The organism is Pseudomonas sp. 203-8 (assembly GCF_020708595.1).
Lineage (GTDB): Bacteria > Pseudomonadota > Gammaproteobacteria > Pseudomonadales > Pseudomonadaceae > Pseudomonas > Pseudomonas aeruginosa.
In genome coordinates, this window is sequence record NZ_JAJFDF010000005.1 from 364,126 (window position 1) to 386,693 (window position 22,568).

Annotated in this window: 21 protein-coding genes; 6 read left to right on the plus strand and 15 right to left on the minus strand. The window is 66.5% G+C overall.

Going from position 1 to position 22,568, the window contains the following annotated elements:
• Positions 1 to 30 precede the first annotated feature (30 nt).
• Both morA and glyA read left to right on the plus strand, forming a co-directional pair.
• Positions 31 to 4,278 carry a cyclic di-GMP receptor MorA gene (gene morA, locus LJF27_RS14290; protein ID WP_023116759.1) on the plus strand — a complete coding sequence of 1,416 codons (4,248 nt, stop codon included), beginning with the start codon at positions 31 to 33 and terminating at the stop codon, positions 4,276 to 4,278.
• A 122-nt stretch (positions 4,279 to 4,400) separates the two neighbouring features.
• A complete protein-coding gene (glyA, locus tag LJF27_RS14295; protein ID WP_003094846.1) occupies positions 4,401 to 5,654 on the plus strand; it encodes a serine hydroxymethyltransferase in 1,254 nt (417 codons plus the stop codon).
• Positions 5,655 to 5,731: 77 nt separating this feature from the next.
• On the opposite strand, the gene LJF27_RS14300 is transcribed toward glyA, so the two are convergent.
• From LJF27_RS14300 to LJF27_RS14320, 5 genes are all read right to left on the minus strand, one after another.
• Positions 5,732 to 6,112: a hypothetical protein gene (locus LJF27_RS14300; protein WP_003121337.1), complete on the minus strand. Its 381-nt coding sequence runs from the start codon at positions 6,110 to 6,112 to the stop codon at positions 5,732 to 5,734.
• 22 nt (positions 6,113 to 6,134) lie between these two features.
• Complete coding sequence (yjiA, locus tag LJF27_RS14305) at positions 6,135 to 7,139, minus strand: GTPase (protein WP_003094852.1); 1,005 nt, start codon at positions 7,137 to 7,139, stop codon at positions 6,135 to 6,137.
• A 59-nt stretch (positions 7,140 to 7,198) separates the two neighbouring features.
• On the minus strand, positions 7,199 to 7,402 hold the full coding sequence (locus LJF27_RS14310; protein WP_003094856.1) for a YbdD/YjiX family protein: 204 nt from the start codon (positions 7,400 to 7,402) through the stop codon (positions 7,199 to 7,201).
• A gap of 48 nt (positions 7,403 to 7,450) precedes the next feature.
• On the minus strand, positions 7,451 to 9,517 hold the full coding sequence (locus LJF27_RS14315) for a carbon starvation CstA family protein (RefSeq protein ID WP_003094859.1): 2,067 nt from the start codon (positions 9,515 to 9,517) through the stop codon (positions 7,451 to 7,453).
• A 337-nt stretch (positions 9,518 to 9,854) separates the two neighbouring features.
• The gene (locus tag LJF27_RS14320) at positions 9,855 to 10,361 is read right to left on the minus strand and encodes a DUF3015 domain-containing protein (protein ID WP_003094862.1); all 507 of its coding nucleotides are present in this window, start codon (positions 10,359 to 10,361) and stop codon (positions 9,855 to 9,857) included.
• Between the two features lie 202 nt (positions 10,362 to 10,563).
• Between LJF27_RS14320 and mapZ the strand changes: the two genes are divergently transcribed.
• The gene (mapZ, locus tag LJF27_RS14325) at positions 10,564 to 10,941 is read left to right on the plus strand and encodes a cyclic di-GMP-binding protein MapZ (RefSeq protein WP_003094864.1); all 378 of its coding nucleotides are present in this window, start codon (positions 10,564 to 10,566) and stop codon (positions 10,939 to 10,941) included.
• Positions 10,942 to 10,947: 6 nt separating this feature from the next.
• Here the strand turns inward: mapZ and radA are convergent, their stop codons facing one another.
• The gene (gene radA / locus LJF27_RS14330; RefSeq protein ID WP_003094867.1) at positions 10,948 to 12,309 is read right to left on the minus strand and encodes a DNA repair protein RadA; all 1,362 of its coding nucleotides are present in this window, start codon (positions 12,307 to 12,309) and stop codon (positions 10,948 to 10,950) included.
• A 109-nt stretch (positions 12,310 to 12,418) separates the two neighbouring features.
• On the opposite strand from radA, the gene LJF27_RS14335 reads away from it, so the two are divergent.
• Positions 12,419 to 12,853 carry a CopD family protein gene (locus tag LJF27_RS14335; protein ID WP_003104889.1) on the plus strand — a complete coding sequence of 145 codons (435 nt, stop codon included), beginning with the start codon at positions 12,419 to 12,421 and terminating at the stop codon, positions 12,851 to 12,853.
• A 61-nt stretch (positions 12,854 to 12,914) separates the two neighbouring features.
• Here the strand turns inward: LJF27_RS14335 and LJF27_RS14340 are convergent, their stop codons facing one another.
• From LJF27_RS14340 to LJF27_RS14355, 4 genes are all read right to left on the minus strand, one after another.
• Positions 12,915 to 13,169, minus strand: a complete 255-nt coding sequence (locus tag LJF27_RS14340; RefSeq protein WP_003104887.1) for a YdcH family protein — start codon at positions 13,167 to 13,169, stop codon at positions 12,915 to 12,917.
• A gap of 74 nt (positions 13,170 to 13,243) precedes the next feature.
• Entirely contained in the window at positions 13,244 to 13,795 is a 552-nt protein-coding gene (locus tag LJF27_RS14345) for an ankyrin repeat domain-containing protein (RefSeq protein WP_003121338.1), read from the minus strand.
• 53 nt (positions 13,796 to 13,848) lie between these two features.
• Positions 13,849 to 15,390, minus strand: coding sequence for a catalase KatB (gene katB, locus LJF27_RS14350; RefSeq protein ID WP_023103524.1), 1,542 nt, complete (start codon positions 15,388 to 15,390; stop codon positions 13,849 to 13,851).
• Positions 15,391 to 15,496: 106 nt separating this feature from the next.
• Positions 15,497 to 15,874 carry a hypothetical protein gene (locus LJF27_RS14355; protein WP_170943113.1) on the minus strand — a complete coding sequence of 126 codons (378 nt, stop codon included), beginning with the start codon at positions 15,872 to 15,874 and terminating at the stop codon, positions 15,497 to 15,499.
• A 42-nt stretch (positions 15,875 to 15,916) separates the two neighbouring features.
• Here LJF27_RS14355 and mscL point away from each other — a divergent pair, with 42 nt between their 5' ends.
• Positions 15,917 to 16,330 (plus strand): large-conductance mechanosensitive channel protein MscL, encoded by a 414-nt coding sequence (gene mscL / locus LJF27_RS14360; protein WP_023116760.1) that lies wholly within the window; start codon positions 15,917 to 15,919, stop codon positions 16,328 to 16,330.
• 104 nt (positions 16,331 to 16,434) lie between these two features.
• Here the strand turns inward: mscL and LJF27_RS14365 are convergent, their stop codons facing one another.
• Positions 16,435 to 17,211: a ferredoxin--NADP reductase gene (locus tag LJF27_RS14365; protein WP_003110878.1), complete on the minus strand. Its 777-nt coding sequence runs from the start codon at positions 17,209 to 17,211 to the stop codon at positions 16,435 to 16,437.
• A 106-nt stretch (positions 17,212 to 17,317) separates the two neighbouring features.
• Positions 17,318 to 18,316 carry a DctP family TRAP transporter solute-binding subunit gene (locus LJF27_RS14370; RefSeq protein WP_003121339.1) on the minus strand — a complete coding sequence of 333 codons (999 nt, stop codon included), beginning with the start codon at positions 18,314 to 18,316 and terminating at the stop codon, positions 17,318 to 17,320.
• 327 nt (positions 18,317 to 18,643) lie between these two features.
• Between LJF27_RS14370 and LJF27_RS14375 the strand changes: the two genes are divergently transcribed.
• Positions 18,644 to 19,768 (plus strand): methyltransferase, encoded by a 1,125-nt coding sequence (locus LJF27_RS14375; RefSeq protein WP_023103525.1) that lies wholly within the window; start codon positions 18,644 to 18,646, stop codon positions 19,766 to 19,768.
• Here the strand turns inward: LJF27_RS14375 and LJF27_RS14380 are convergent, their stop codons facing one another.
• Genes LJF27_RS14380 through LJF27_RS14390 form a run of 3 tightly spaced genes read right to left on the minus strand, consistent with a single transcriptional unit; the run spans position 19,769 to position 22,566 of the window.
• The gene (locus LJF27_RS14380) at positions 19,769 to 20,344 is read right to left on the minus strand and encodes a nucleotidyltransferase family protein (RefSeq protein WP_023103526.1); all 576 of its coding nucleotides are present in this window, start codon (positions 20,342 to 20,344) and stop codon (positions 19,769 to 19,771) included.
• The gene (locus LJF27_RS14385) at positions 20,344 to 21,315 is read right to left on the minus strand and encodes an XdhC family protein (RefSeq protein ID WP_003104873.1); all 972 of its coding nucleotides are present in this window, start codon (positions 21,313 to 21,315) and stop codon (positions 20,344 to 20,346) included. Before LJF27_RS14385 ends, LJF27_RS14380 begins: the two co-directional genes overlap by 1 nt.
• 3 nt (positions 21,316 to 21,318) lie before the next feature.
• Positions 21,319 to 22,566: a cytochrome c gene (locus LJF27_RS14390; RefSeq protein ID WP_003116295.1), complete on the minus strand. Its 1,248-nt coding sequence runs from the start codon at positions 22,564 to 22,566 to the stop codon at positions 21,319 to 21,321.
• Positions 22,567 to 22,568 lie beyond the last annotated feature (2 nt).

Sequence of the window (22,568 nt, forward strand, 5' to 3'; positions counted from 1 at the left end):
GAATCACACCTCCCCCAGGAATTCCGGTCAGTGTCGACCCCCTCGCTAACCCCGTCGCCGCCTCCCGCCGGCGACCCACTGACCGTACCCGACCGACCGGCAGCCAAGGCTGGCCTGCTGTTGCTGGTCCTGTTGATGCTCGGCCTGCTGCTCTGGCAGATGAGCCAGGAGCTGCGCCAGCAGGAACGCTTCGAACACGAGCGAGCCGCGGCCCAGCTCGATCGTCTCAACGACCGCCTGTCCCTGACCCTCGAACTCAAGGCGCGCACCGCCCTCGCCCTGCTCCCGGGCGTGCCCCCCAGCGAGCGTGGCGAGATCCAGGGCAGGCTGTTGCCGCGCATCAGCGATGCGCTGCCGCAGGTGCGCCAGTTGCAATGGGTGGACAGCGCCCCGCAGACGGACAGCCCGTCGCCGGAAAGGACGCTGCCCGAGCAGTTGCGCCAGCACGCCGGCTCCGGCCTCTACCACTATTGCCTCGACCCGCGCGACGGCGAATCCCTCTACCTGACCCTGCGCGAACCCGGCAGCCGCCGCGACAGTGGCTTCTGGCTGTTGCACCTGGCCAGCGACAGCCTCGCCCAGTGGAGTCCCGACCTGCCCACCGGCAACCTGCTCTGGCGCCTGGAAGACCAATACGCCGGGCGGGTGCTCTGGCATACCCCGGGGAGCACGGCGCTGCTCGACGACATGCAGACCCTCGGCGTGGAACCGCTGCGCAACAGCGACTGGCAGCTTCGCGGGCTCTACGACAGCACGCGAGTGCGGCTCGGCCTGCTGCCGGGAATCGGCGGCGAGCTGGCGATCTTCCTCCTGCTGGTCGGCGTCACCGTGTACATGCTGCTGCGCCTGCACCGCGAGCAACAGGGCCTGCGCGCCATGACCCTGGCCTCGCAGCGCAGCCTGCGCCAGGCGGCCACGGCACTGGCGGCGATCGACGAGCGGGTGCTGGTGACCCGCGCCGACGGCCGCCTCAGCTACCTCAATCCCCAGGCCGAACGCCTCTTCGGCATCAGTTCGGCCCAGGCCCGCCAGCATCATCTGCTGGGCCTGCTGCCGGACCTCGAGCCAGGCTGGCTGACGGACGCCGGTGGCGACGGCGAGACCCGTAGCGAGCTGCTGCCGCTGCGGGTGCGCGGCGAGCCGCGGACGTTCACCCTCAGCCGCCATCCGCTGGCCAGCTATCCGGCGCTCGCCGACCAGGCCTGGACCCTCCGCGAGCAGATACTCCAGGGCGGGCAGGTCTGGGTGTTGCGCGACGTCACCGAGGAACAGCACGCCCTCGGCGTCCTGGAGGAAACCCGGCGGCGCTACCAGGACATCTTCGAAGGGGTCGGCGTGGCCCTCTGCGTGCTCGACCTCTCCGCCCTGCGCCAGGCTCTGGTGGAGCAAGGCCTGGACAGCTGCGCCGCACTGCGCGCCTGGCTCGCCGGCGAACCCGGGCGGCAGCAGGCGCTGCTGGAGCGGATCCGCATCACCGAGATCAACGATGTCAGTCGCCGCCTGCTGCAGATCGATTCCACCGAACAGGCCTGGCAGCGCTTGCTCGACCACGGCCCGCTACAACCGGACAGCCTGCGCCTGCAGGTGATCGAGGCGCTCATCGAGCGCCGGCCGGTACTCGAACTGGAAGCCACGCTGCGCTGCGGCAAGAGCACGCCGCGGCACCTGTGGTTGCAACTGCGCCTGCCGGAAAACCCCGGCGAATGGCATGCGGTGACCCTCAGCCTGTCCGACGTCACCAGTCGCAAGGAAGTCGAACTGTCGCTGATCGAGCGCGAGAAGTTCTGGTCGGACGCGGTCCAGGCGGTGCCCGATACGCTCTACATCCACGACCTGCACGCGCGCCGGGTGATCTTCAGCAACCATCACCTGGGCCAGCAGTTGGGCTACAACCAGGAAGAACTGGCGCGGATGGGCGAGAACTTCTGGGAAACCCTGCTGCACCCCGACGACCAGGAATACTACTGGCGCATCCGCAACCTGCAGCACGTGGTCGGCGACGGCCTGCTGCTCGACAGCCAACTGCGCTGGCGCCACCGCGACGGCCGCTGGCACTGGTTCGACATCCGCGAGCAGGCCTTCAGCCGCGACCGCAGCGGTCGCGTGGCGCGCCTGATCGGCGTGGCCAAGGACATCACCTTCACCGTCGAGGCGAACAACGCGCTGCGCGAGAACGGCCGACGCTACCGCATGCTGGCGGAAAACATCAGCGACGTGATCTTCTCCACCGACGCCGAACTCAACGCCAGCTACGTCAGCCCCTCGGTACAGCACGTGTTCGGCTACAGCCCGGAATGGGCGCTGCTCAACGGCCTCCATCAGACCGCCACCAACCCGCGCCAGCTCGGCCGCCTGAACGGCCTGCTGCGCCGCGTGCGGCACGCCATCGGCGACCGCCAGAAGCTCGCCGAGCTGCGGGAAAACCCTGGCCAGCATCTGTTCGCCCTCGACTGCCTGCGCTCCGACGGACGCAAGATTCCCATCGAACTGCGGATCGTCCTGATGTGGGACGAGCACGACCGCTTCGAAGGCCTGCTCGGCATCGCCCGCGACATCAGCCAGCAGCGCCGCGCCGAACGCGAGCTGCGGATGGCGGCGACGGTATTCGAACACTCCACGGCGGCGATCATGGTCACCGACCCGGCCGGCTACATCGTCCAGGTCAACGATTCCTTCTCGCGCCTGACCGGCTACAGCCCGGCCGACGTGCTCGACCAGCAGCCGCGCCTGCTCACCGCCGACCGCCAGGAAGCCAACCAGCTCAAGCACGTGCTCGCCAGCCTGCAGCACAGCGGCAGCTGGGAAGGCGAGATCCTGCAGAAGCGCAAGACCGGCGAACTCTATCCGTCCTGGGTCGGCATCACCGCGGTGCGTGACGAGGAAGGCGACCTGGTCAGCTTCGTCTGCTTCTTCAGCGACATCAGCGAGCGCAAGGCCAGCGAGCGGCGCATCCACCGCCTGGCCTACTACGACGCCCTCACCCACCTGCCCAACCGCACGCTGTTCCAGGACCGTCTGCATACCGCCCTGCAGCAGGCCGAGCGCAACGGCCAGTGGGTGGTGCTGATGTTCCTCGACCTCGACCGCTTCAAGCCGATCAACGACTCCCTCGGCCACGCCGCCGGCGACCGCATGCTGCAGGAAGTGGCGACCCGCCTGAGCGCCTGCGTCAGCCAGGACGATACCGTGGCGCGCATGGGCGGCGACGAATTCACCCTGCTGCTGCCTTCCCAGGGCGACCGCGAGATCGCCCTGAAACGGGCGATCCAGGTCGCCGAGCTGATCCTCGGCCGTCTGGCCCGGCCGTTCACCCTGGAAGGCCGTGAATTCTTCGTCACCGCCAGCATCGGCGTGGCCTTGTCGCCCCAGGACGGCGCCGAACTGAGCCTGCTGATGAAGAACGCCGACACGGCGATGTACCACGCCAAGGAGATGGGCAAGAACAACTTCCAGTTCTACCAGGCCGAGATGAACGCTCGCGCCCTGGAGCGCCTGGAACTGGAAAGCGATCTGCGCCGCGCCCTTGAACTGGGCGAGTTCGTCCTCCACTACCAGCCGCAGTTCACCGGCGACGGCCGCCGCCTGACTGGCGCCGAGGCCCTGCTGCGCTGGCAGCATCCGCGCCGCGGACTGGTTCCGCCGAGCGAGTTCATTCCGGTGCTGGAGGAGATCGGCCTGGTGGCCCAGGTCGGCGACTGGCTGCTGGCGGAAGCCTGCAAGCAGTTGCGCAGCTGGCACAAGGCCAAGGTGCGGGTGCCGAAGGTCTCGGTGAACCTCTCGGCACGGCAGTTCGCCGATGGCCAGTTGGGCGAGCGGATCGCCGCGATCCTCTACGAGACAGGCATCCCGCCGGCCTGCCTGGAGCTGGAGCTGACCGAAAGCATCCTGATGAGTGACGTCGCCGAGGCCATGCAGATCCTCTCCGGGCTCAAGCGCCTCGGCCTGGCCATCGCGGTGGACGACTTCGGCACCGGCTACTCCTCGCTGAACTACCTCAAGCAATTCCCCATCGACGTGTTGAAGATCGACCGCAGCTTCGTCGACGGCCTGCCCCACGGCGAACAGGACGCACAGATCGCCCGGGCGATCATTGCCATGGCCCACAGCCTGAACCTGATGGTGATCGCCGAGGGCGTGGAGAGCCAGGCCCAGCTGGACTTCCTTCGCGAGCACGGCTGCGACGAGGTGCAAGGCTACCTGTTCGGCCGGCCGATGCCCGCCGAGCAGTTCGGCATGCTCTACGCCAGCGACGTGCTGTTCATGTTCAACGAGGGCTGAGCCGCCGTGCGGCGCGCTTGAGCGCCGCTTGTCCGCGACATGATGGCCTTTCATGTGCCAGCACCCGCCGCATGGGTTAGAATGCGCGCCTTTTCCCAGCACCGATCCTTATGAGGACCGCCATGTTCAGCCGTGATTTGACCCTCGCCCGCTACGATGCCGAACTCTTTGCCGCGATGGAGCAGGAAGCCCAGCGCCAGGAAGAGCACATCGAGCTGATCGCCTCCGAGAACTACACCAGCCCGGCGGTGATGGAAGCCCAGGGTTCGGTGCTGACCAACAAGTACGCCGAAGGTTATCCGCACAAGCGCTACTACGGCGGCTGCGAGTACGTCGATATCGTCGAGCAACTGGCCATCGACCGCGCCAAGCAACTGTTCGGCGCCGATTACGCCAACGTCCAGCCGCACGCCGGCTCCCAGGCCAACGCCGCGGTCTACCTGGCCCTGCTGTCGGCCGGCGACACCATCCTCGGCATGAGCCTGGCCCATGGCGGCCACCTGACCCACGGCGCCAGCGTCTCCTCCTCCGGCAAGCTGTACAACGCCGTGCAGTACGGCATCGACGCCAATGGCCTGATCGACTACGACGAAGTCGAGCGCCTGGCCGTGGAGCACAAGCCGAAGATGATCGTCGCCGGCTTCTCCGCCTATTCCCAGGTCCTCGATTTCGCCCGCTTCCGCGCCATCGCCGACAAGGTCGGCGCCTACCTGTTCGTCGACATGGCCCACGTCGCCGGCCTGGTCGCCGCTGGCGTCTACCCGAACCCGGTGCCGTTCGCCGACGTGGTCACCACCACCACCCACAAGACCCTGCGCGGTCCGCGCGGTGGCCTGATCCTGGCGCGCGCCAACGAGGAGATCGAGAAGAAGCTCAACTCCGCGGTATTCCCCGGCGCCCAGGGCGGTCCGCTGGAGCACGTGATCGCGGCCAAGGCGGTGTGCTTCAAGGAAGCCCTGCAGCCGGAGTTCAAGACCTACCAGCAGCAGGTCCTGAAGAACGCCCAGAGCATGGCCCAGGTCTTCCTCGACCGCGGTTTCGACGTGGTTTCCGGCGGCACCCAGAACCACCTGTTCCTGCTCTCCCTGATCAAGCAGGACATCACCGGCAAAGACGCCGACGCCGCCCTCGGCCGCGCGTTCATCACCGTGAACAAGAACTCGGTCCCGAACGACCCGCGCTCGCCGTTCGTCACCTCCGGCCTGCGCATCGGTACCCCGGCCGTGACCACCCGCGGCTTCAAGGAAGCCGAGTGCCGCGAGCTGGCCGGCTGGATCTGCGACATCCTCGAGAACATGGGCGACGAGTCCGTGGTCGACGGCGTACGCGAGAAGGTCAAGGCGATCTGCGCCAAGTTCCCGGTCTACGGCAACTAAGCGACAAGGCAAGACGAAAGAGCCCGGCAAATGCCGGGCTTTTTCATTTCCTCCGAGGGAGGAGGCGCCGGGTAGCGTTATCGCCGGTCCTCGACATGGATCACCGCCAAGGCCTCGGCATCCTCGCCCCGCCGGGAGCGGCCGTGCATGCCGACGAGCAGCTCGCCGGCGTCCTCCTCCAGTTCCTCGCGAGGGACGAAGGTAAGGATGTCCGGGTGATGCCCGGTCACCACCCAGCCGCGGCCGTTGTCCAGGGTGATCACACCGAAGTCGCCCGCCGGCGTGCCGACCTGTACCGCTCCCCACTCGGCCAGCAATGCCCGCGCCTGGGCCGCGAGGTCCGGCTCCGGCTGCGTGAGGATCACGCAAGTGCCCTGGGCGAACAGCACCCAGGATTTGTCCGCGCCACGGATGCAGTCCCGCCAGGCGCCGATCAATGCGTTCCTGTCCATTTCCACGCTCCTTTGGCGTCGATGCGCCTCAGCGGCCTTCGACGATGCGTTCGAAGCCCTCGCGGATACTGTCCTCCGGCAGGTTGTCGCCGATGAACACGATCACGCTCTCGCGCGCCTCGTCGTCCCGCCACTCGCTATCCCAGTCGAAGCCGTAGAGTCGCAGCACGCCCTGGAACACCAGGCGACGCGGCTCGTCGGCGATGTTCAGCACGCCCTTGTAGCGCAGCAGGGAATTGCCATGCCACTGCAACAGGTCGTCCATGAACTCGCTCAGCCTTTCGAGATCGAGCGGCGTGTCGCTGCGCAGTACCAGGGTGCCGATGCGATCGCGGCTATCCTTGGCTGCCACCGCTCGCAGCGGGCGCAGGCCGATGCCAGGACCGAGGTCGGCGTTGAGGTTGAAGCCACGTACGTCGAGCAGGTGCGCCAGGTCGATGCGGCCGTGCTCGACCACATGCACCAGCGCCCTCCGGTTGATCCGTTGCAGGCGCTGGCCCAGGGCCTCGAAGGTGGCGGCGTCGACCAGGTCGGTCTTGCTCACCAGGATGCGGTCGGCGAAGCCGACCTGGGCCTGGGCGATGGTTTCCTGCAGGTGACGCTCGGCGTTGGCGGCGTCCACCAGGGTGATGATGCCGTCCAGCACGTAGCGCTGGCAGAGTTCCTCGTCGGCGAAGAAGGTCTGCGCCACCGGCGCCGGATCGGCCAGGCCGGTGCACTCGATCACCAGGCGGTCGAAGTCGATCTCGCCGTTGTCGCGGCGCTCCAGCAGGAGGAACAGGGCCTTTTCCAGGTCGGTGTTGATCGAGCAGCAGACGCAGCCGTTGGACAGCGTCATCACCTGCACCGGCTCGACGCCGAGCAACTGGCCGTCGATCGGCGTCTCGCTGTACTCGTTCTCGATCACCGCGATCTTCATGCCGTGCTCGGCCTGCAGCAGGTACTTGAGCAGGGTGGTCTTGCCGGCGCCGAGGAAGCCGGTGAGCACGGTGACGGGGATCGGGGCGTGGTTGTCGTTGGCTACTTCGGACATGCGCAACTTCCAGAAAAGACGCGGGCCACGTCAGACGTGGCCCGCGGAAGGATGGGGATTCAGCAGCAGCGGATCGGCCGACCCTTGCCGCCACCGTAGCGCGCCTCCTGGCGCTCGCGGAAGAACTCCTCGTAGGTCATCACCGGCTTGTCCGGGTGCTTGTTGCGCATGTGCTCGACATAGGTGTCGTAGTCGGGCATGCCGACCAGCATCCGGGCGGCCTGGCCCAGGTACTTGCCCATGCGACTGAGGTCATTGAACATGGCGAGTTCCTCGTTAAGGCTCCCCGGCGAACCGGGGAGCGCGGCCGGTCAGGCGTCGGGGATGGGCTCGAACGGGGTTTCCTTGTCGGTCCGCTCGCTCTTGCCCCAGGCCGCGATGCCGACCTTGATGGCGTAGAACAGTACGCTGAACACCACCAGCAGGAACAGCACGGTCAGACCGGCGTTGATGTAGGCGTTCAGCACCACGTGCTGCATCTGGCCGATATCCTTGGCCGGCGCCAGCACCTGGCCGGCATCCAGCGCGGTGGCGTACTTCTCGCCAAGAGCGACGAAGCCGACCGCCGGGTTGCTGTCGAAGATCTTGATCAGGCCTGCGGTGGTGGTGCAGATCAGCAACCAGGCCGCCGGCAGGATGGTGACCCAGACATACTGCTGGCGCTTCATCTTGATCAGGACCACGGTGGCGAGCATCAGCGCGATGCCGGCGAGCATCTGGTTGGAAATGCCGAACAGCGGCCACAGGGTATTGATCCCGCCCAGCGGGTCGACCACGCCCTGGTACAGCAGCCAGCCCCACAGCGCCACGCAGCCGCCGGTGCCGATGATGTTGGCGGTCCACGACTCGGTCTTCTTCAGCGCCGGCACGAAGTTGCCCAGCAGGTCCTGCAGCATGAAGCGCCCGGCACGGGTGCCGGCGTCCACCGCGGTGAGGATGAACAAGGCCTCGAAGAGGATCGCAAAGTGGTACCAGAAGGCCATGGTGTTCTCGCCCGGCAGCACCTGGTGGAGGATGTGCGCGATCCCCACCGCCAGGGTCGGCGCGCCGCCGGCACGGGCCAGGATGGTGGTCTCGCCGATGTCCTGGGCGGTCTGGGTGAGTTGCTCCGGCGTGATGGCGAAGCCCCAGCTGCTGACGGTCGCGGCCACCGCGTTGACGTCGGCGCCGACCACCGCCGGCGGGCTGTTCATGGCGAAGTAGATGCCCGGCTCGATCACCGAGGCGGCGACCATCGCCATGATCGCCACGAAGGACTCCATCAGCATGCCGCCGTAGCCGATGTAGCGGGCGTCGGGCTCGCGGTTGAGCAGCTTCGGCGTGGTCCCCGAGGAGATCAGCGCGTGGAAGCCGGACACCGCGCCGCAGGCGATGGTGATGAACAGGAACGGGAACAGGCTGCCTTTCCAGACCGGGCCGGTGCCGTCGGTGAACTGGGTCAGGGCCGGCATCTTCAGTTCCGGCATGACGATCAGGATGCCGATCGCCAGGCCGATGATGGTGCCGATCTTGAGGAAGGTCGACAGGTAGTCGCGCGGCGCCAGCAGCAGCCACACCGGCAGTACCGAGGCGACGGCGCCGTAGCCGATCAGCATCCAGGTGATCTGGATTCCACTGAAGGTGAAATGCGGCGCCCATTCCGGACTGGCCGCGACCTGCCCGCCGAGCCAGATCGAACCGAGCAGGAGGAACACCCCGATGATCGAGATCTCGCCGATCCGGCCGGGGCGGATGAAGCGCATGTAGACGCCCATGAACAGCGCGATGGGAATGGTCGCGAGGACGGTGAACATGCCCCAGGGGCTGTCGGCCAGAGCCTTCACCACGATCAGCGCGAGCACCGCGAGGATGATGATCATGATCAGGAAGGCGCCGAACAGCGCGATGGTCCCGGCCACCTGGCCCATTTCCTCGCGCACCAGCTCGCCCAGCGAGCGGCCGTTGCGACGGCTGGAGATGAACAGGACCATGAAGTCCTGCACCGCGCCGGCGAGGACTACGCCGGCGATCAGCCAGAGGGTGCCGGGCAGGTAGCCCATCTGCGCGGCAAGGACCGGACCGACCAGCGGACCGGCGCCGGCGATGGCGGCGAAGTGGTGGCCGAAGAGGATGTGCTTGTTGGTCGGGACGTAGTCCAGGCCATCGTTGTTGAGTACCGCGGGAGTGGCGCGGTTGGGGTCCAGTTGCATCACCTTGCTGGCGATGAACAGGCTGTAGTAACGGTAGGCGACCAGGTAGATGGCCACCGCCGCCACCACGATCCACAAGGCGTTGATCGCTTCGCCACGACGCAGGGCGACGACGCCCAGGGCCGCGGCGCCCACGATCGCCACCACCAGCCAGGCGAGGTGACGTAGCAGGCTATTGTTATTGTTCATAGTGTTTGGCTTCCGACAGATGGAGGGCGCAGTTCTGCAGCGAAAATTCTAGCCGCGAACCGACCAGGGGTCATACGACCTTAGTCTAGAGCGGTTACCGCACGATGGCGGTAGGCGCAATGTCGCAGGAATCCGCCGGAAAAGTCCATGGCCGACAAGGGCCGGCCAGGCGAAAACACTTCGGCGCGGCCTTGCCCTCTCCGTAGGAAGCGCCCTGGGAAAACGCCGTATGCCCAAGCCGCTCGTCTGCCGTGGCAACGGAGGCGGCAACCTCCGGCGGGCAGGCCGCGCACACGAAAAAGCCCGCCGTAGCGGGCTCTTTCCTGGGCCTGAAATCTCAGGCCGGTTGCTTGGCGTAGCGCGCCAGGGTGCCGTCGCGGCTCATCACCGCCAGGGTGTTGCTCAGGACCTGCTCGCCCGTCGCATCCTTGCTCGCGAAGATCTCGCCGAAATGCTGCTGGGTGACCTGGGCGAAGTGCGCCCGGTCCTTGGCTTCCACGCCGAGCAGCACGGCATAGGCGTCGAGCGCTTCGCCCTGGCCCTTGGCCATGTCCTCGGCGATGTTGTCGAGCATCCCGTTCATGGCGAAGATCGAGCGGCCGCCGTAGCCCAGGCGTGCATTGGTGTTGCAACCGTTGGTCCCGGAGGTCATGCCGAAGGTGGCGTTGCCCGAGGTACCGTTGGTGGTGGTGGCCAGCAGGTGCGGGAACAGGCCGCGCTGGCCCTCGAACACCATGTTGCCCCAACCACAGCCATTACCGCCTGCCGCGTCGGCGTGTGCCGTCATGCTGCCCAGGCTCAGCAGCCCCAGAACCAACCCCTTGCTCAAAAGTCGCTTGTCCATGTCTGCGCTCCGCAGTTGTATTTTGGAGAAAAACGCTTTAGCAGCTTTGGCGAGACTTGACGAACTGTCAAACTCGGACACATGCCGCCGATCCAGCCGCACAGGCGGGGACGGACGGCACCGCCGATCGAATTCCGCCACTTCCCCGCCGGCATGGCTTGGCTATAGTGGTATCCAGCAGCGCGCACCGAGGGATCGCGACATGAGTGACCAGCACGACGAACGTCGACGTTTCCACCGGATCGCCTTCGACGCCGACAGCGAGATCCTCCAGGGCGAACGGCGCTGGGAGGTCTTGCTCCACGACGTCTCCCTGCACGGCATCCTGGTCGGCCAGCCGCAGGACTGGAACGGCGACCCGCAACGGCCCTTCGAGGCCCGCCTGTACCTGGGCCTGGATGTACTGATCCGCATGGAGATCAGCCTGGCCTGGGCTCGCGACGGCCTGCTCGGCTTCGAATGCCAGCACATCGACCTCGACTCCATCAGCCACCTGCGCCGCCTGGTGGAACTGAACCTGGGCGACGAGGAACTCCTCGAGCGCGAGCTGGCCCTGCTGGTCAGCGCCCACGACGACTGAGGCGGGTCACTCGAAGAGGGCGTCCAGGGCCTGCTCGAGGCGCGTCACGGCGATCACCTGCAATCCCGCCGGCGCCTCCTTCGGCGCGTTGCCGAGGGGTACGATGGCACGCTTGAAACCATGCTTGCCGGCTTCCTTCAGGCGCTCCTGGCCGCTCGGCACCGGACGCACCTCGCCGGACAGCCCGACCTCGCCGAACACCAGCAGGTCGTGCGGCAGCGGGCGGTTGCGCAGGCTGGACATCACCGCCGCCATCAACGCCAGGTCGGAGGCGGTTTCCAGCACCTTGACCCCACCCACCACGTTGAGGAACACGTCCTGGTCGTAGGTCGGGATACCGCCGTGCCGGTGCAGCACCGCCAGCAGCATCGCCAGGCGGTTCTGGTCGAGGCCCAGGGTCACCCGCCGCGGATTCGCCAGGTGACTGGTGTCGACCAGCGCCTGGACCTCCACCAGCATCGGCCGCGAGCCTTCCCAGGTGGCCATCACCACGCTGCCGGGCACCGCTTCCTGGGCCCGCGTGAGGAAGATCGCCGAAGGGTTGCTCACTTCCTTCAGGCCTTTGTCGGTCATGCCGAACACTCCCAGTTCGTTGACCGCGCCGAAGCGGTTCTTCACCGCCCGCAGCAGGCGCAGGCGGCCGTCTGATTCGCCCTCGAAATACAGTACGGTGTCGACCATGTGTTCGAGCACCCGCGGGCCGGCCAGGGCGCCTTCCTTGGTCACGTGGCCGACCAGAAAGATCGCCGTGCCGCTCTGCTTGGCATAGCGCACCAGCATCGCGGCGCTCTCGCGGACCTGGGCGACGCCGCCCGGCGCCGATTGCAACTGCTCGGTGAAGATGGTCTGGATCGAGTCGATCACCATCACCCGCGGCTGCTCCTGGCGCGCGGTGGCGATGATGGTCTCGATGCTGGTCTCGGTCATCACCTTGAGCTTGTCTTCCGGCAACGACAGGCGCCGCGCGCGCATCGCCACCTGCTGCTGGGATTCCTCTCCGGTGACGTACAGCGCCGGGACGCGGCTGGCCAGGTTGCAAAGGGTCTGCAGGAGAATGGTCGACTTGCCGATGCCGGGATCGCCGCCGATCAGCACCACCGAACCGTCCACCAGGCCGCCGCCGAGAACCCGGTCCAGTTCGGTGGAGCCGGTCGTGAAGCGCGGCATTTCCTCGACGCTGACCTCCGCCAGGGTCTTCAGGTTGGCCTGCTGGCCGGCCCAGCCGCCGCGGCCGGAGCCGCTCGGCGCGGCCTCGACGACGGTCTCCACCAGGGTGTTCCAGGCCCCGCAGTCCGCGCACTGGCCGGCCCATTTCGGGAAGGTCGCGCCACACTCGGTGCAGCCGTACATGCGCTTGGCCTTGGCCATGGGAACTCCTCTCGCGGGCAAAGCGCAGATGATAGCCGCTGGCTTGATTCCGATCAGCCTCGATCGACCGCGCTTCGCGCGACACTGATGGCCGGACAAGGAGACTTCCATGCGCACACTGCTGTTCCTGCACCTGCTGGGTGCCGCGATCTGGGTCGGCGGCCACCTGGTCCTGGCCCTCGGCATCCTCCCCGGCGCCCTGCGCCGCCGCGATCCCCAGGCGATCCGCGCCTTCGAGCAGGTCTACGAGCGGATCGGCATCCCCGCCCTGCTGCTGCAGGTGGTCAGCGGCCTGTGGCTGGCCAGCCTGTGGCTGCCGTTCGACCACTGGTTCGGCGCCACGTCGGTGGCCCGTGCCCTGCAGCTCAAGCTGCTGCTCCTGGCGGCGACCGCCGCCCTGGGCGTGCATGCGCGCCTGCGCCTGATCCCGAACCTGGACGCCGAGAGCCTGCCGAAGCTGGGCTGGCACATCGCCGCGATCACCCTGGTGGGCCTGGGTTTCGTCGCGGTCGGACAGAGTTTCCGTTTCGGCGGCGCCTTCTGAGCATGCCCACATGAAAAAGGGCGCCGGAGGCGCCCTTTTTCATGCCGTTGTCGTGAATGAATCAATGGCCTTTTCCGTTGGCCTTCCTCAGCCTCTCGGCGATTTCGTCCTTGAGTTGCACCCGTTGCTGCTTCAACCCCTGCAGCGCCAGGTCGTCGAGGGGTTCGCGACCGCCCTCGACCTCATAGATGCGCTTGTCGAGGCTCTCATAGTCCGCCGCCAGGCGAGTGAAGTGGGCGTCGTTGCCATGAAGTTGCTTCAGTTCGGCATGAAAATCCGGAAACTCCCGGGAAAGCGGATGTTGCTCGAGCGGCATGACGGACCTCCTCTGACGTTGTATACGACACCTCCAGACTAGCCCAGCAGGCCTCCTCCGAACATTGCCCCCGATCACCTCGCCGCCGCAGTGCCGTTCAGTTCGCCGCGTCGCAGGCTTTCCACGCTGTTGCCCAGCGCATCGCGGGCGCCAAGGTCGGCACCGCGCGCCGACAGCGCCTGGAGCAGCTCCTCGCGCTCGAACAGCGCCGCGTACATGGCCGCGGTCTGCCCTGCGCCGTTGCGCTGGTCGGGGCTGCATTGCGCGCCGATCAGGCGCCGGGCGATGCGGACCTCGCCCTTGAAGATGGCGCCCATCAGGGCGGTGTTGCCGCGCGCATCCTGGACGCAGGGGTCGGCACCGGCCTCCAGCAATTGTTCCACCGCTCCGCCATGGCCGTGGTAGGCGGCCAGGATCAGCCCGGTATAGCCCTTGGCATCCTGCACATCGAGGTCGAAGCCGGCCTCGACGAACTCCTTCAGCATGGCCTGGTCACCGCGTCGGGCGGCATCGAAGAAGTAGTCGCGCAACCGCGCTTCGACCTCGACCCCATGCACCTCGCCAGCTTGCGCGGCCAGCGCCGCGAGCAGCAAGCCTGCCAGAATCCAACCTCGCATCGTCGTCATCTCCCACCAAACCGATAGAGGAAGAGCGGCCTGGATGGCCGCCCCGGTTGCGATCAATCCTGGAGCTTCGCCGCCAGTTGCCGGACGCGCTGCAGATCGGCCCCGGCCACCTTGGCCAGGCCCGTGCCGTAGTCGCTGTCAGCCTTGTAGAAATAGGAAAGCATGATGTACTTGCTCTCGTCGTCGGTGATCGCCAACGCCCCGCCGAGACTGGCGATCAGGTCGGCCTGGTCCTTCTTGCCGTAGGAGCGGAACAGCTCGCCGGTCTGCTTGAAGTTCTGCTCGCGCTGGATCTTCGCCTGCTGGGTGGTACCGCTCAGCGGGGTCCGCACGTAGCGGGCGCTGGCCTGCTCCTCGCGCGGATCGAGCCGGCTCGGCTGGTAGTTCACCCCGCTGGTACTGTGTCCGGCGTTCAGCGCGCCGTCCTGGTTGACGGTATTGACCTCGCTGCGCGGGCGGTTGACCGGCAGGCCCAGGCCGTTGGCGCCGACCCGGTACATCTGGGTATCGGCGTAGGCGAACAGCCGTCCCTGGAGCAGGCGATCCTCGGAGGGCTCGATGCCCGGCACCAGGTTCGACGGCGCCATGGCGACCTGTTCGGTTTCCTGGAAGAAGTTGTCGACGTTGCGGTTCAGCACCATCTGGCCGATCTTGCGCTCGGGAATGCCCGGCCAGATCTTGGTCGCGTCCAGCGGGTCGAAGTCGAATTTCGCCAGGTCCTCGGGCTTGAGCACCTGGATGTACAGGTCCCATTTCGGGAAGTCGCCCTTCCGGATCGCGCTCACCAGGTCATTGGTCATGTGGCTGTAGTCGCGCCCCTGGACTTCCGCCACCTGTTTCGGATCGAGGCTCTTCTGGCCCTGCAGGCTCTTCCAGTGGAACTTCACGTAGTGCACTTCGCCCCTGGCGTTGACCAGCTTGTAGGCATGCACGCTGTTGCCGTCCATTTCCCGGTAGCTGGCCGGGGTGCCCTCGTTGGAATACAGCAGGGTCAGGGTGCGGGTCGCCTCCGGCACGTGGGAGAAGAAATCGAAGCGTCGCGAGTCGTCGTCGAGGTTGCTGCGCGGGTCCGGCTTGAAGGCATGGACCATGTCCGGGAACTTGATCGCATCGCGGATGAAGAAGGTCGGGAAGTTGTTGCCCACCAGGTCCCAATTGCCGTCTGCGGTATAGAACTTGGTGGCGAAACCGCGCGGATCGCGCAGGGTTTCCGGGGAGTGGTTGCCGTGCACCACCGCGGAGAAGCGCACGAATACCGGGGTCTTCTCGCCCTTGCGGAAGACCTTGGCCATGCTCAGGTCGCTGATATCGGCACTGGCGACGAACTCGCCATGGGCGCCGGTGCCGCGGGCATGCACCACGCGTTCGGGAATACGCTCGCGGTCGAAACGTTGCAGCTTCTGCAGCAGTTGCACGTCCTGCAGCAGCACCGAACCGTTGGGCCCGGCGGTCTGCGAGTTCTGGTTGTCGCCCACTGGCGCACCGTTGTCACGGGTCAGGGTCGCGGCCTGCACGGACAGCGACAGGAGGCTGGCGGTCAGGCTTGCCGCCACCAGCAGGCGGCCGGGACGGAAGGCGTTCAGGGAAGGGTTCATGGAAGAGCTCCTAATGGCTTGTCAGGCGTCTTGTTGCGCCCGACCAAGGTAAGGAGCGCCGCCGGCGACGCTAAATTGAAAAACCTCACCGCGCCGATTAGGAATATCAATGCGCCCATGAATCGCAAAAAGAAATAAAAAAGACCGCCAGCCGAAGAAAGCCCGCGCTGGTGCACCAGGCACTCCCAGTTCGCTCGCCGGTAAACGAGTTCACCTTCGTTATTTGCTGCGAAGTTAGGTCGGAGAACCTCGCCACTCCAACTTCAACTTCCGGCATCTGCATGGCGCAGTTCCAAGTTGCCGAAGTTGCTTTGTCTTCTTTCTTGGCGAATTCCTGAAAATCGACATGAGTGTAATGTTTTTCCTCTAAACTTCGTTTCTCCCCACAAGACCCGACGCAAACGTATGCCTTGCGAATTTTCGCGTTGCCGGGGGGAACCAAAACACCAATCTTCCAGCCTGAGCAACTTGCCGAAGGCTGCATTAGACTGCCTTTACCTATTAGCGAAATACAGGGAGTGAACCCATGGGTCTTCTGAGTGAATTCAAAGCCTTTGCCGTCAAGGGCAATGTCGTGGATATGGCTGTCGGTATCATCATCGGCGCGGCCTTCGGCAAGATCGTCTCGTCCTTCGTGGGCGATGTGATCATGCCGCCGATCGGACTGCTGATCGGCGGAGTCGACTTCTCCGACCTGGCGATAACGTTGAAGGCCGCCGAAGGCGACGTGCCGGCGGTGGTGCTGGCCTATGGCAAGTTCATTCAGACCGTACTCGACTTCGTCATCGTGGCCTTCGCCATCTTCATGGGGATCAAGGCGATCAACCGCCTCAAGCGCGAAGAAGCCGTCGCGCCGTCCGAACCGCCAGTGCCGAGTGCCGAGGAAACCCTGCTGACCGAGATCCGCGATCTGCTGAAAGCCCAGCAGAACAAGTCGTGATCGCGTCGGCGGAACAATGAAAAAGGGCCCGAACGGGCCCTTTTTCATTGCCGGACAACACGCCGGGCGGCGGCGCTATCCGCCGCTACTGCGCGGGCAAGCACCTACCAGTAGTTCTCCACCGCCACCTGCCCCGGGCGCCGCGTCAGACTGAGGTTCATGCCGCGAGCCTTCAGCACGGCGCGGGTGTCCTCGATCATCTGCGGGTTGCCGCAGAGCATCACCCGCGAATGCTCCGGGGTCAGTTCCAGGTCGGCGGCACGCTCCAGATCGCCGTTCTCGATCAGCGTGGTGATACGTCCGTTCAGGCAACCGGGTACCTGCTCGCGGGTCACCACCGGAATGAACTGCAGCTTGTGGGCATGCTCGGCCAGGTATTCGCGCTCGGCGAGGCCGGCGATCAGCTCGCGGTAGGCCAGCTCCTTGCTCTCACGCACGCTGTAGACCAGCTTGATGCTTTCGAAGCGCTCCCAGACCTCGAAGTCCTGCAGGATCGAGACGAACGGCGCCACACCGGTACCGGTGGCCAGCAGCCAAAGGTCACGACCATCCACGAAGCGGTCGAGGGTGAGGAAGCCGAAGGCCTGGCGATCGACCAGCAACTGGTCGCCCTCGCGCAGGCGGCTGAGTTCGCTGGTGAACTCGCCGTCCGGGACGACGATGGAAAAGAAGTCGAGGAATTCGTCATGAGGCGCCGAAACCATCGAGTAGGCGCGCCAGACGATACTGCCGCTGGGCTTGTACACGCCGAGCCGGGCGAATTGCCCGGCTCGGAACCGGAATCCCGCGTCGCGGCTGGTACGCAGGGTGAACAGGTTGGGAGTCAGAGGCTGCACGTCGAGCAGCGTCTGGCGGGTGAATTTCTCTTCGCTGGCGGTCATGGTCCGCTCCGGATACCGATACTCCCCTAGTGTCCCGCAAAGCACCCGGCAGAAACACCCGCAAGGCTTGTGGCTATCCCCGCTGACGGGAATAGCCAGCGGCCGATCAGCGCTTGCGGTTGACCACCTGGGCCGCGCGCAACACGTCACTACCGATCTGCGCCTCGTAGTTCTTCCACAGCGGCTTCATGGCGTTGCGCCAGGCCTCGTGCTCTTCCGCGCTGAGGCTGACCAGGCGGCTCTTGCCGGCTGCCAGCAGGTGCTCGCGCTCCTTCTGGTTGAGCGCTTCGGCTTCCTTGTTCACCACCAGGGTGACCTCGTCGACGATGCTCTCCAGTTCGGTGCGGGTCTGGTAGGGGATGCCGGTCCAGAACGCCGAACTGGTGATCAGCATGTAGCTGAGCGCGCCGTGATTGGTCTCGGTGATGTACGGCTGCACGCTGTCGATCTTCTGTCCGGCGAGGTTCGACCAGGTGTTCTCGGTGCCCTGCACGCTGCCGGCCTGCATGGCCTTGAGGGTCTCGGCGTAGGACAACTGCTTGGCGGTGGCGCCGAGCATGGCGAACTGCGCTTCCAGCACCGACGACGGCTGGATACGGAAGACCAGGCCCTTGGCATCGTCCGGCCGGTGCAGCTCGCGAGTGGCGGAAAGCTGCTTCATGCCGTTGTTCCAGTAGGCCAGGCCATAGATACCGTGCTTGGCCATGGAGCGCAGCAGTTCGCGGCTCTTGTCGCGCTTCTGGAAACGCTTCAGGGCCTCCAGGTCATCGAACAGGAACGGCAGGTCGAACACCTGGAGTTGCTTGGTATAGGGCTCGAACTTGGACAGCGAGGTGGCCAGCATCTGCACCTTGTTGGCGCGCAGGGCCTCGATCTCGTCGGCGTCGCCGAACAGCGTCGAGTTGGGGTAGACCTCGACCTTGACCTTGCCCGGCAGACGCTCCTCGGCAAGCTTCTTGAACAACAGCGCCCCCTTGCCCTTGGGCGTGTCGTCGGAGACCACATGGGAGAACTTGATCACGATCGGGCCGGCGTCCTCGGCATGGGCGACGGCGGAAACGGCGAACAGTGCGGCGAGCGCCACACCGACAAACGGCTTGAACATCGATGTACCTGTGCGATGGCAACGACGAGCCCCGCGACGGCTCGCACGGGTCTCGTTCGGAAAACGGGTTGGGTGACGGTCGCCGCTCGAAGTGGCGAAGGCGCCCGTCCAGGCGCTACCGGGTCATGACAGGCGCTATCGAAGCCCTAGCCCGGTTATTATTGGCGTGCCCGGCTGGATGACTCGTCGGTAAGGAAACGACTAACCAGAGCCGGGTAAAGAATTTTTCGGCATATCCGTGTGCCGCACAAGCTGGAGAACTCCAACCAGCTCTCAGTTTCGACAGATTGTTAATTGACGAGCGGGATTCGCCCCGCCGGGAACCCGATGCCTCTATTCGCCACCTCCTTCGCCCAGCTCGATTTGGTCCGCCAGCCCGAGCAGGACGGCGAGCCCCTCCAGGCGTTCGACGCCGCCGACGAATACCTGCTCAACCAGTTGCACGAACGGGGCGTGACGGCGCAATGCCGGGTGCTGGTCCTCAACGACGCCTTCGGCGCCCTCGCCGCGAGCCTGGCGCCGCACGTTCAGGTCACCAGCAGCGGCGATTCGCACCTGGGCTTCCTCGCCCTGCGCAAGAACCTCGCGCGCAACGGCCTCGACCTGGGCTCGGTGCGCTTCGTCCCGGCCAGCGAAACCGCCGTGGGGCCCTTCGATCACGTGCTGGTCAAGGTGCCGAAGACCCTCGCGTTGCTGGAGGAGCAACTGATCCGCCTGCACGGCCAACTGGCACCGGGCGCGCAGGTCGTCGCCGCGGGGATGGTCAAGCACTTGCCGCGCGCCGCCGGCGACCTGCTGGAACGCTACATCGGCCCGATGCACGCTTCGCTGGCGGTGAAGAAGGCCCGCCTGCTGATCGCCGAGGCAGCGGAGCGCCCGCAGCCGCGCTCGCCCTATCCGACCCGCTATCGCCTGGAGCAGCCGCCGCTGACGCTGCTCAACCACGCCAACGTATTCTGCCGGGAGGGTCTCGACATCGGCACCCGCGCCTTCCTCCCGCACCTGCCACGCAGCCTCGGCGCGCTACGCGCCGCCGACCTGGGCTGCGGCAACGGGGTGCTCGGCATCGCCTACGCGCTGCTCAACCCGCAGGCCGAGCTGGCCCTGGTGGATGAGTCGTACATGGCCGTGCAGTCGGCGCGGGAAAACTGGCGAGCGGCGCTGGGCGAGCGGCCGGCGACGTTCCGCGCCGACGATGGCCTGGCCGGCCAGGCGGCGGGCTCGCTGGACCTGGTCCTGTGCAACCCGCCGTTCCACCAGCAGCAGGTGGTCGGCGACTTCCTCGCCTGGCGCATGTTTCTCCAGGCTCGCGATGCCCTGGCGGCGGGCGGCGAACTGTGGATCGTCGGCAACCGCCACCTGGGCTACCACGCCAAGCTCAAGCGGCTGTTCCGCGGGGTCGAGCAGGTCGCGGCGAATCCGAAGTTCGTGATCCTGAAAGCGGGAAAATAGTCAGCCGAGCGCCGCCGGGGTGTCCACGTCGCGGAGTACGCCCGGATCGTCGCACGGCACCTCGCACCAGGCCGGACGATGGGCCTGCAGCACACGGCGCGCGCCCTGGTCGCCGTCCAGTTGCGCAAGCGCGTCCCAGAAAGCGCGGCCGAACAGCACCGGATGGCCGCGCTGACCGTCGTACAGGGGAAACACGATGGCTTCGGGAGTGGCCATCGCGGCCAGACGCTCGAGGGTATCGGCGGCGATCCAGGGCATGTCGCCGAGCAGGACGGCGATGGCCCGGGCCGTGCTGTTCCTCGCCGCCGCGACGCCGGCGGCCAGGCTGTGGCCCATGCCCAACGATGCATCGAGGCTGTGGACAAGCCGCTGCTGCGCCGGCAGGCCCAGGCTCACCGGGGTGTCTCCGGCACGCACCACCACCCGCACCTCGGCGAACGCCTCGCGCGCCCGCGCCACGCTGGCCGCCAGCAGGGTCGTGCCATCAGCCAGGCGCGCCAGGCGCTTGTCGCTGCCGAAGCGGCGCCCCTGCCCGGCCGCCAGGACCAGGCACAGCACCTCGTCGGCGGCGACCATCAGAGCCGCTCGCGGGGAATGCCGTTGCGGATGCGGAGAATGTCCGCCAGCACCGCCAGGGCGATTTCCGCCGGCGTCTTGCTACCCAGGTTGAGGCCGATCGGCGCGTGGATCCGCGCCAGTTCGGCATCGCCCAGGCCGCCGATGCGCCGCAGGCGCTCGAAGCGTTTCTCCGAGGTCGCCCGCGATCCCATCACGCCGATATAGAAGGCTTCGGTACGCACCGCCTCGAGCATCGCCAGGTCGTCGATCTTCGGATCGTGGGTCAACGCCACCACCGCCGTATCGGCGTGGCAACCGCCGTCGGCGATGAACAGCGAGGGCAGCTCGCGACGGATCTCGATGCCCTCCAGCACCACGCCGCGCAAGGCTTCTTCGCGCGGGTCGCAGAGGATCACCTCGAAGCCCAGGCCCTTGCCGAACTCGGCGCAGGCATGGGCGACGCTGGAATAGCCGGCCAGCAGCAGGCGCTGGGCAGCGCCGACGCGCAAGCGCACGCACTCGCCGTCGCGTTCAGCCCGAGGGCCGTGGCTGGAATCGTCGCGCAGGCTGCGCGCGCCGCTGCCCAGCTCGACCTCGCGCAGCAGGCGGCGCTGCCCAAGCAACGCCGACTCCAGCTCGCGCAGATGGGCCTGGACATCGCAGTCCGGCGCCAGGTTTTCCACCAGTACGTCGAGGATGCCGCCGCAGGGCAGGCGGATGTTCGAGTTCGGGTCGTCGCCCTCGCCGTAGCGCACGATCACCGCGGGATCGGGGAAACCGCCGGCGGCGACCCGCTCGAGGAAATCATCCTCGACGCAGCCGCCGGACAGCGAGCCGATCCATTCACCGCTGGCGTTCACCGCCAGCAGCGATCCCGGCGCGCGGGGCGCCGAGCCGTAGGTCGTGAGCACGGTACAGAACCACACCCGTTCGCCGCCCACGGACCACTTCAGCGCCTTGCGGACCACCTGTAGATCGAGGTGTTGCACGATTCACTTCACCTTGACGGTATGCGCCGAAGCGCTCTCCATCTTCAATTGCGCGACCTGTTGGGGACCGAGGTCACCGGGCAATCCGCCCCAGGTCTGACGCAGGTAGTTGAGCAGGTCCGTGAGTTGCTCGTCGTCGAGTTTCCCGGCGAAACCGGGCATCGGTTGCATGCGTTCGAAGCCGGTGAACTGCTGTTCGACGATGCCGTCTTCGATCACTCGCAACAGATTACGCGGGTCTTGCAGGCGCAGGGTAGTGTTGCCGTTCATCGCCACCGCGATATGCGGCTTGCCCTCGCCTTCGCCGCCGTGGCAGCCGGCGCAGACGTTGAGGTACTGCTGGCGACCGCGCTTGCCGCTGTCGTTCAGCTGCGCCTCGGGCAGCGCCTGGACCACCTTGGCCGGCGGCGGCTGGTCGCCGAGCAGGTAGGTGGCCATGGCTGCCAGGTCGCTGTCGTCGAGGTGCTGGGTGCTGTGGTGCACCACCGGGAACATCTCGTTGAACATGCTGCCCTGGGCGCTCATGCCGTGCTTGAGGAAGCTCGCCAGGTCCGGCTGGGTCCAACCGCGCGCGGCAAGGTCGCCGGGCAGCAGGCTGGGCGCCAGGTAGCCGTTGAGCAGGCCGCCGCTCAGGCGCTTGTCCTGCTCCAGGGCGCCGGCCAGGTTGCGCGGGGTATGGCACTCGCCGCAGTGGCCGAGCACCTCGACCATGTACTGCCCGCGCTTCCAGGCCTCGCTGCGCCCTTCCTCCGGCTGCAAGCGCACGCTCTTGCCGTAGAGCAGGTTCCAGCCGGCCAGGCCCATGCGCACGTTGAACGGGAAGCTCAGGCTGGTCTGCGGCGCCGGCCGGGCGATCGGCTCCTGGGCCATCAGGTAGGCGTAGATGGCGTCGGCATCTTCGCGCTCGATCAGGTGATAGGAGGTGTAGGGCATCGCCGGATAGAGGTAGGCGCCGTCCTTGCGCTTGCCCTCGGTAAGAGCGGCGAAGAACTCGTCGGCGCTGTAGGCGCCGATGCCGTGTTCCTTGTCCGGGGTGATGTTGGTGCCGTAGATGGTGCCGAACGGCGACTGGATCGGCAGCCCGCCGGCGAACGGCGCGCCGCCCTCGGCGGTATGGCAGGCCATGCAGTCGGCGGCGCGGGCGAGGTATTCGCCGCGCTTGACCAGCGCCGCGTCGGCGCCGGCGGCGGAGGCCAGGAACGGCGACAGCGCGGCCAGCGCCAGGGCGAGGCCGGAAAGGGTACGCTTCATCC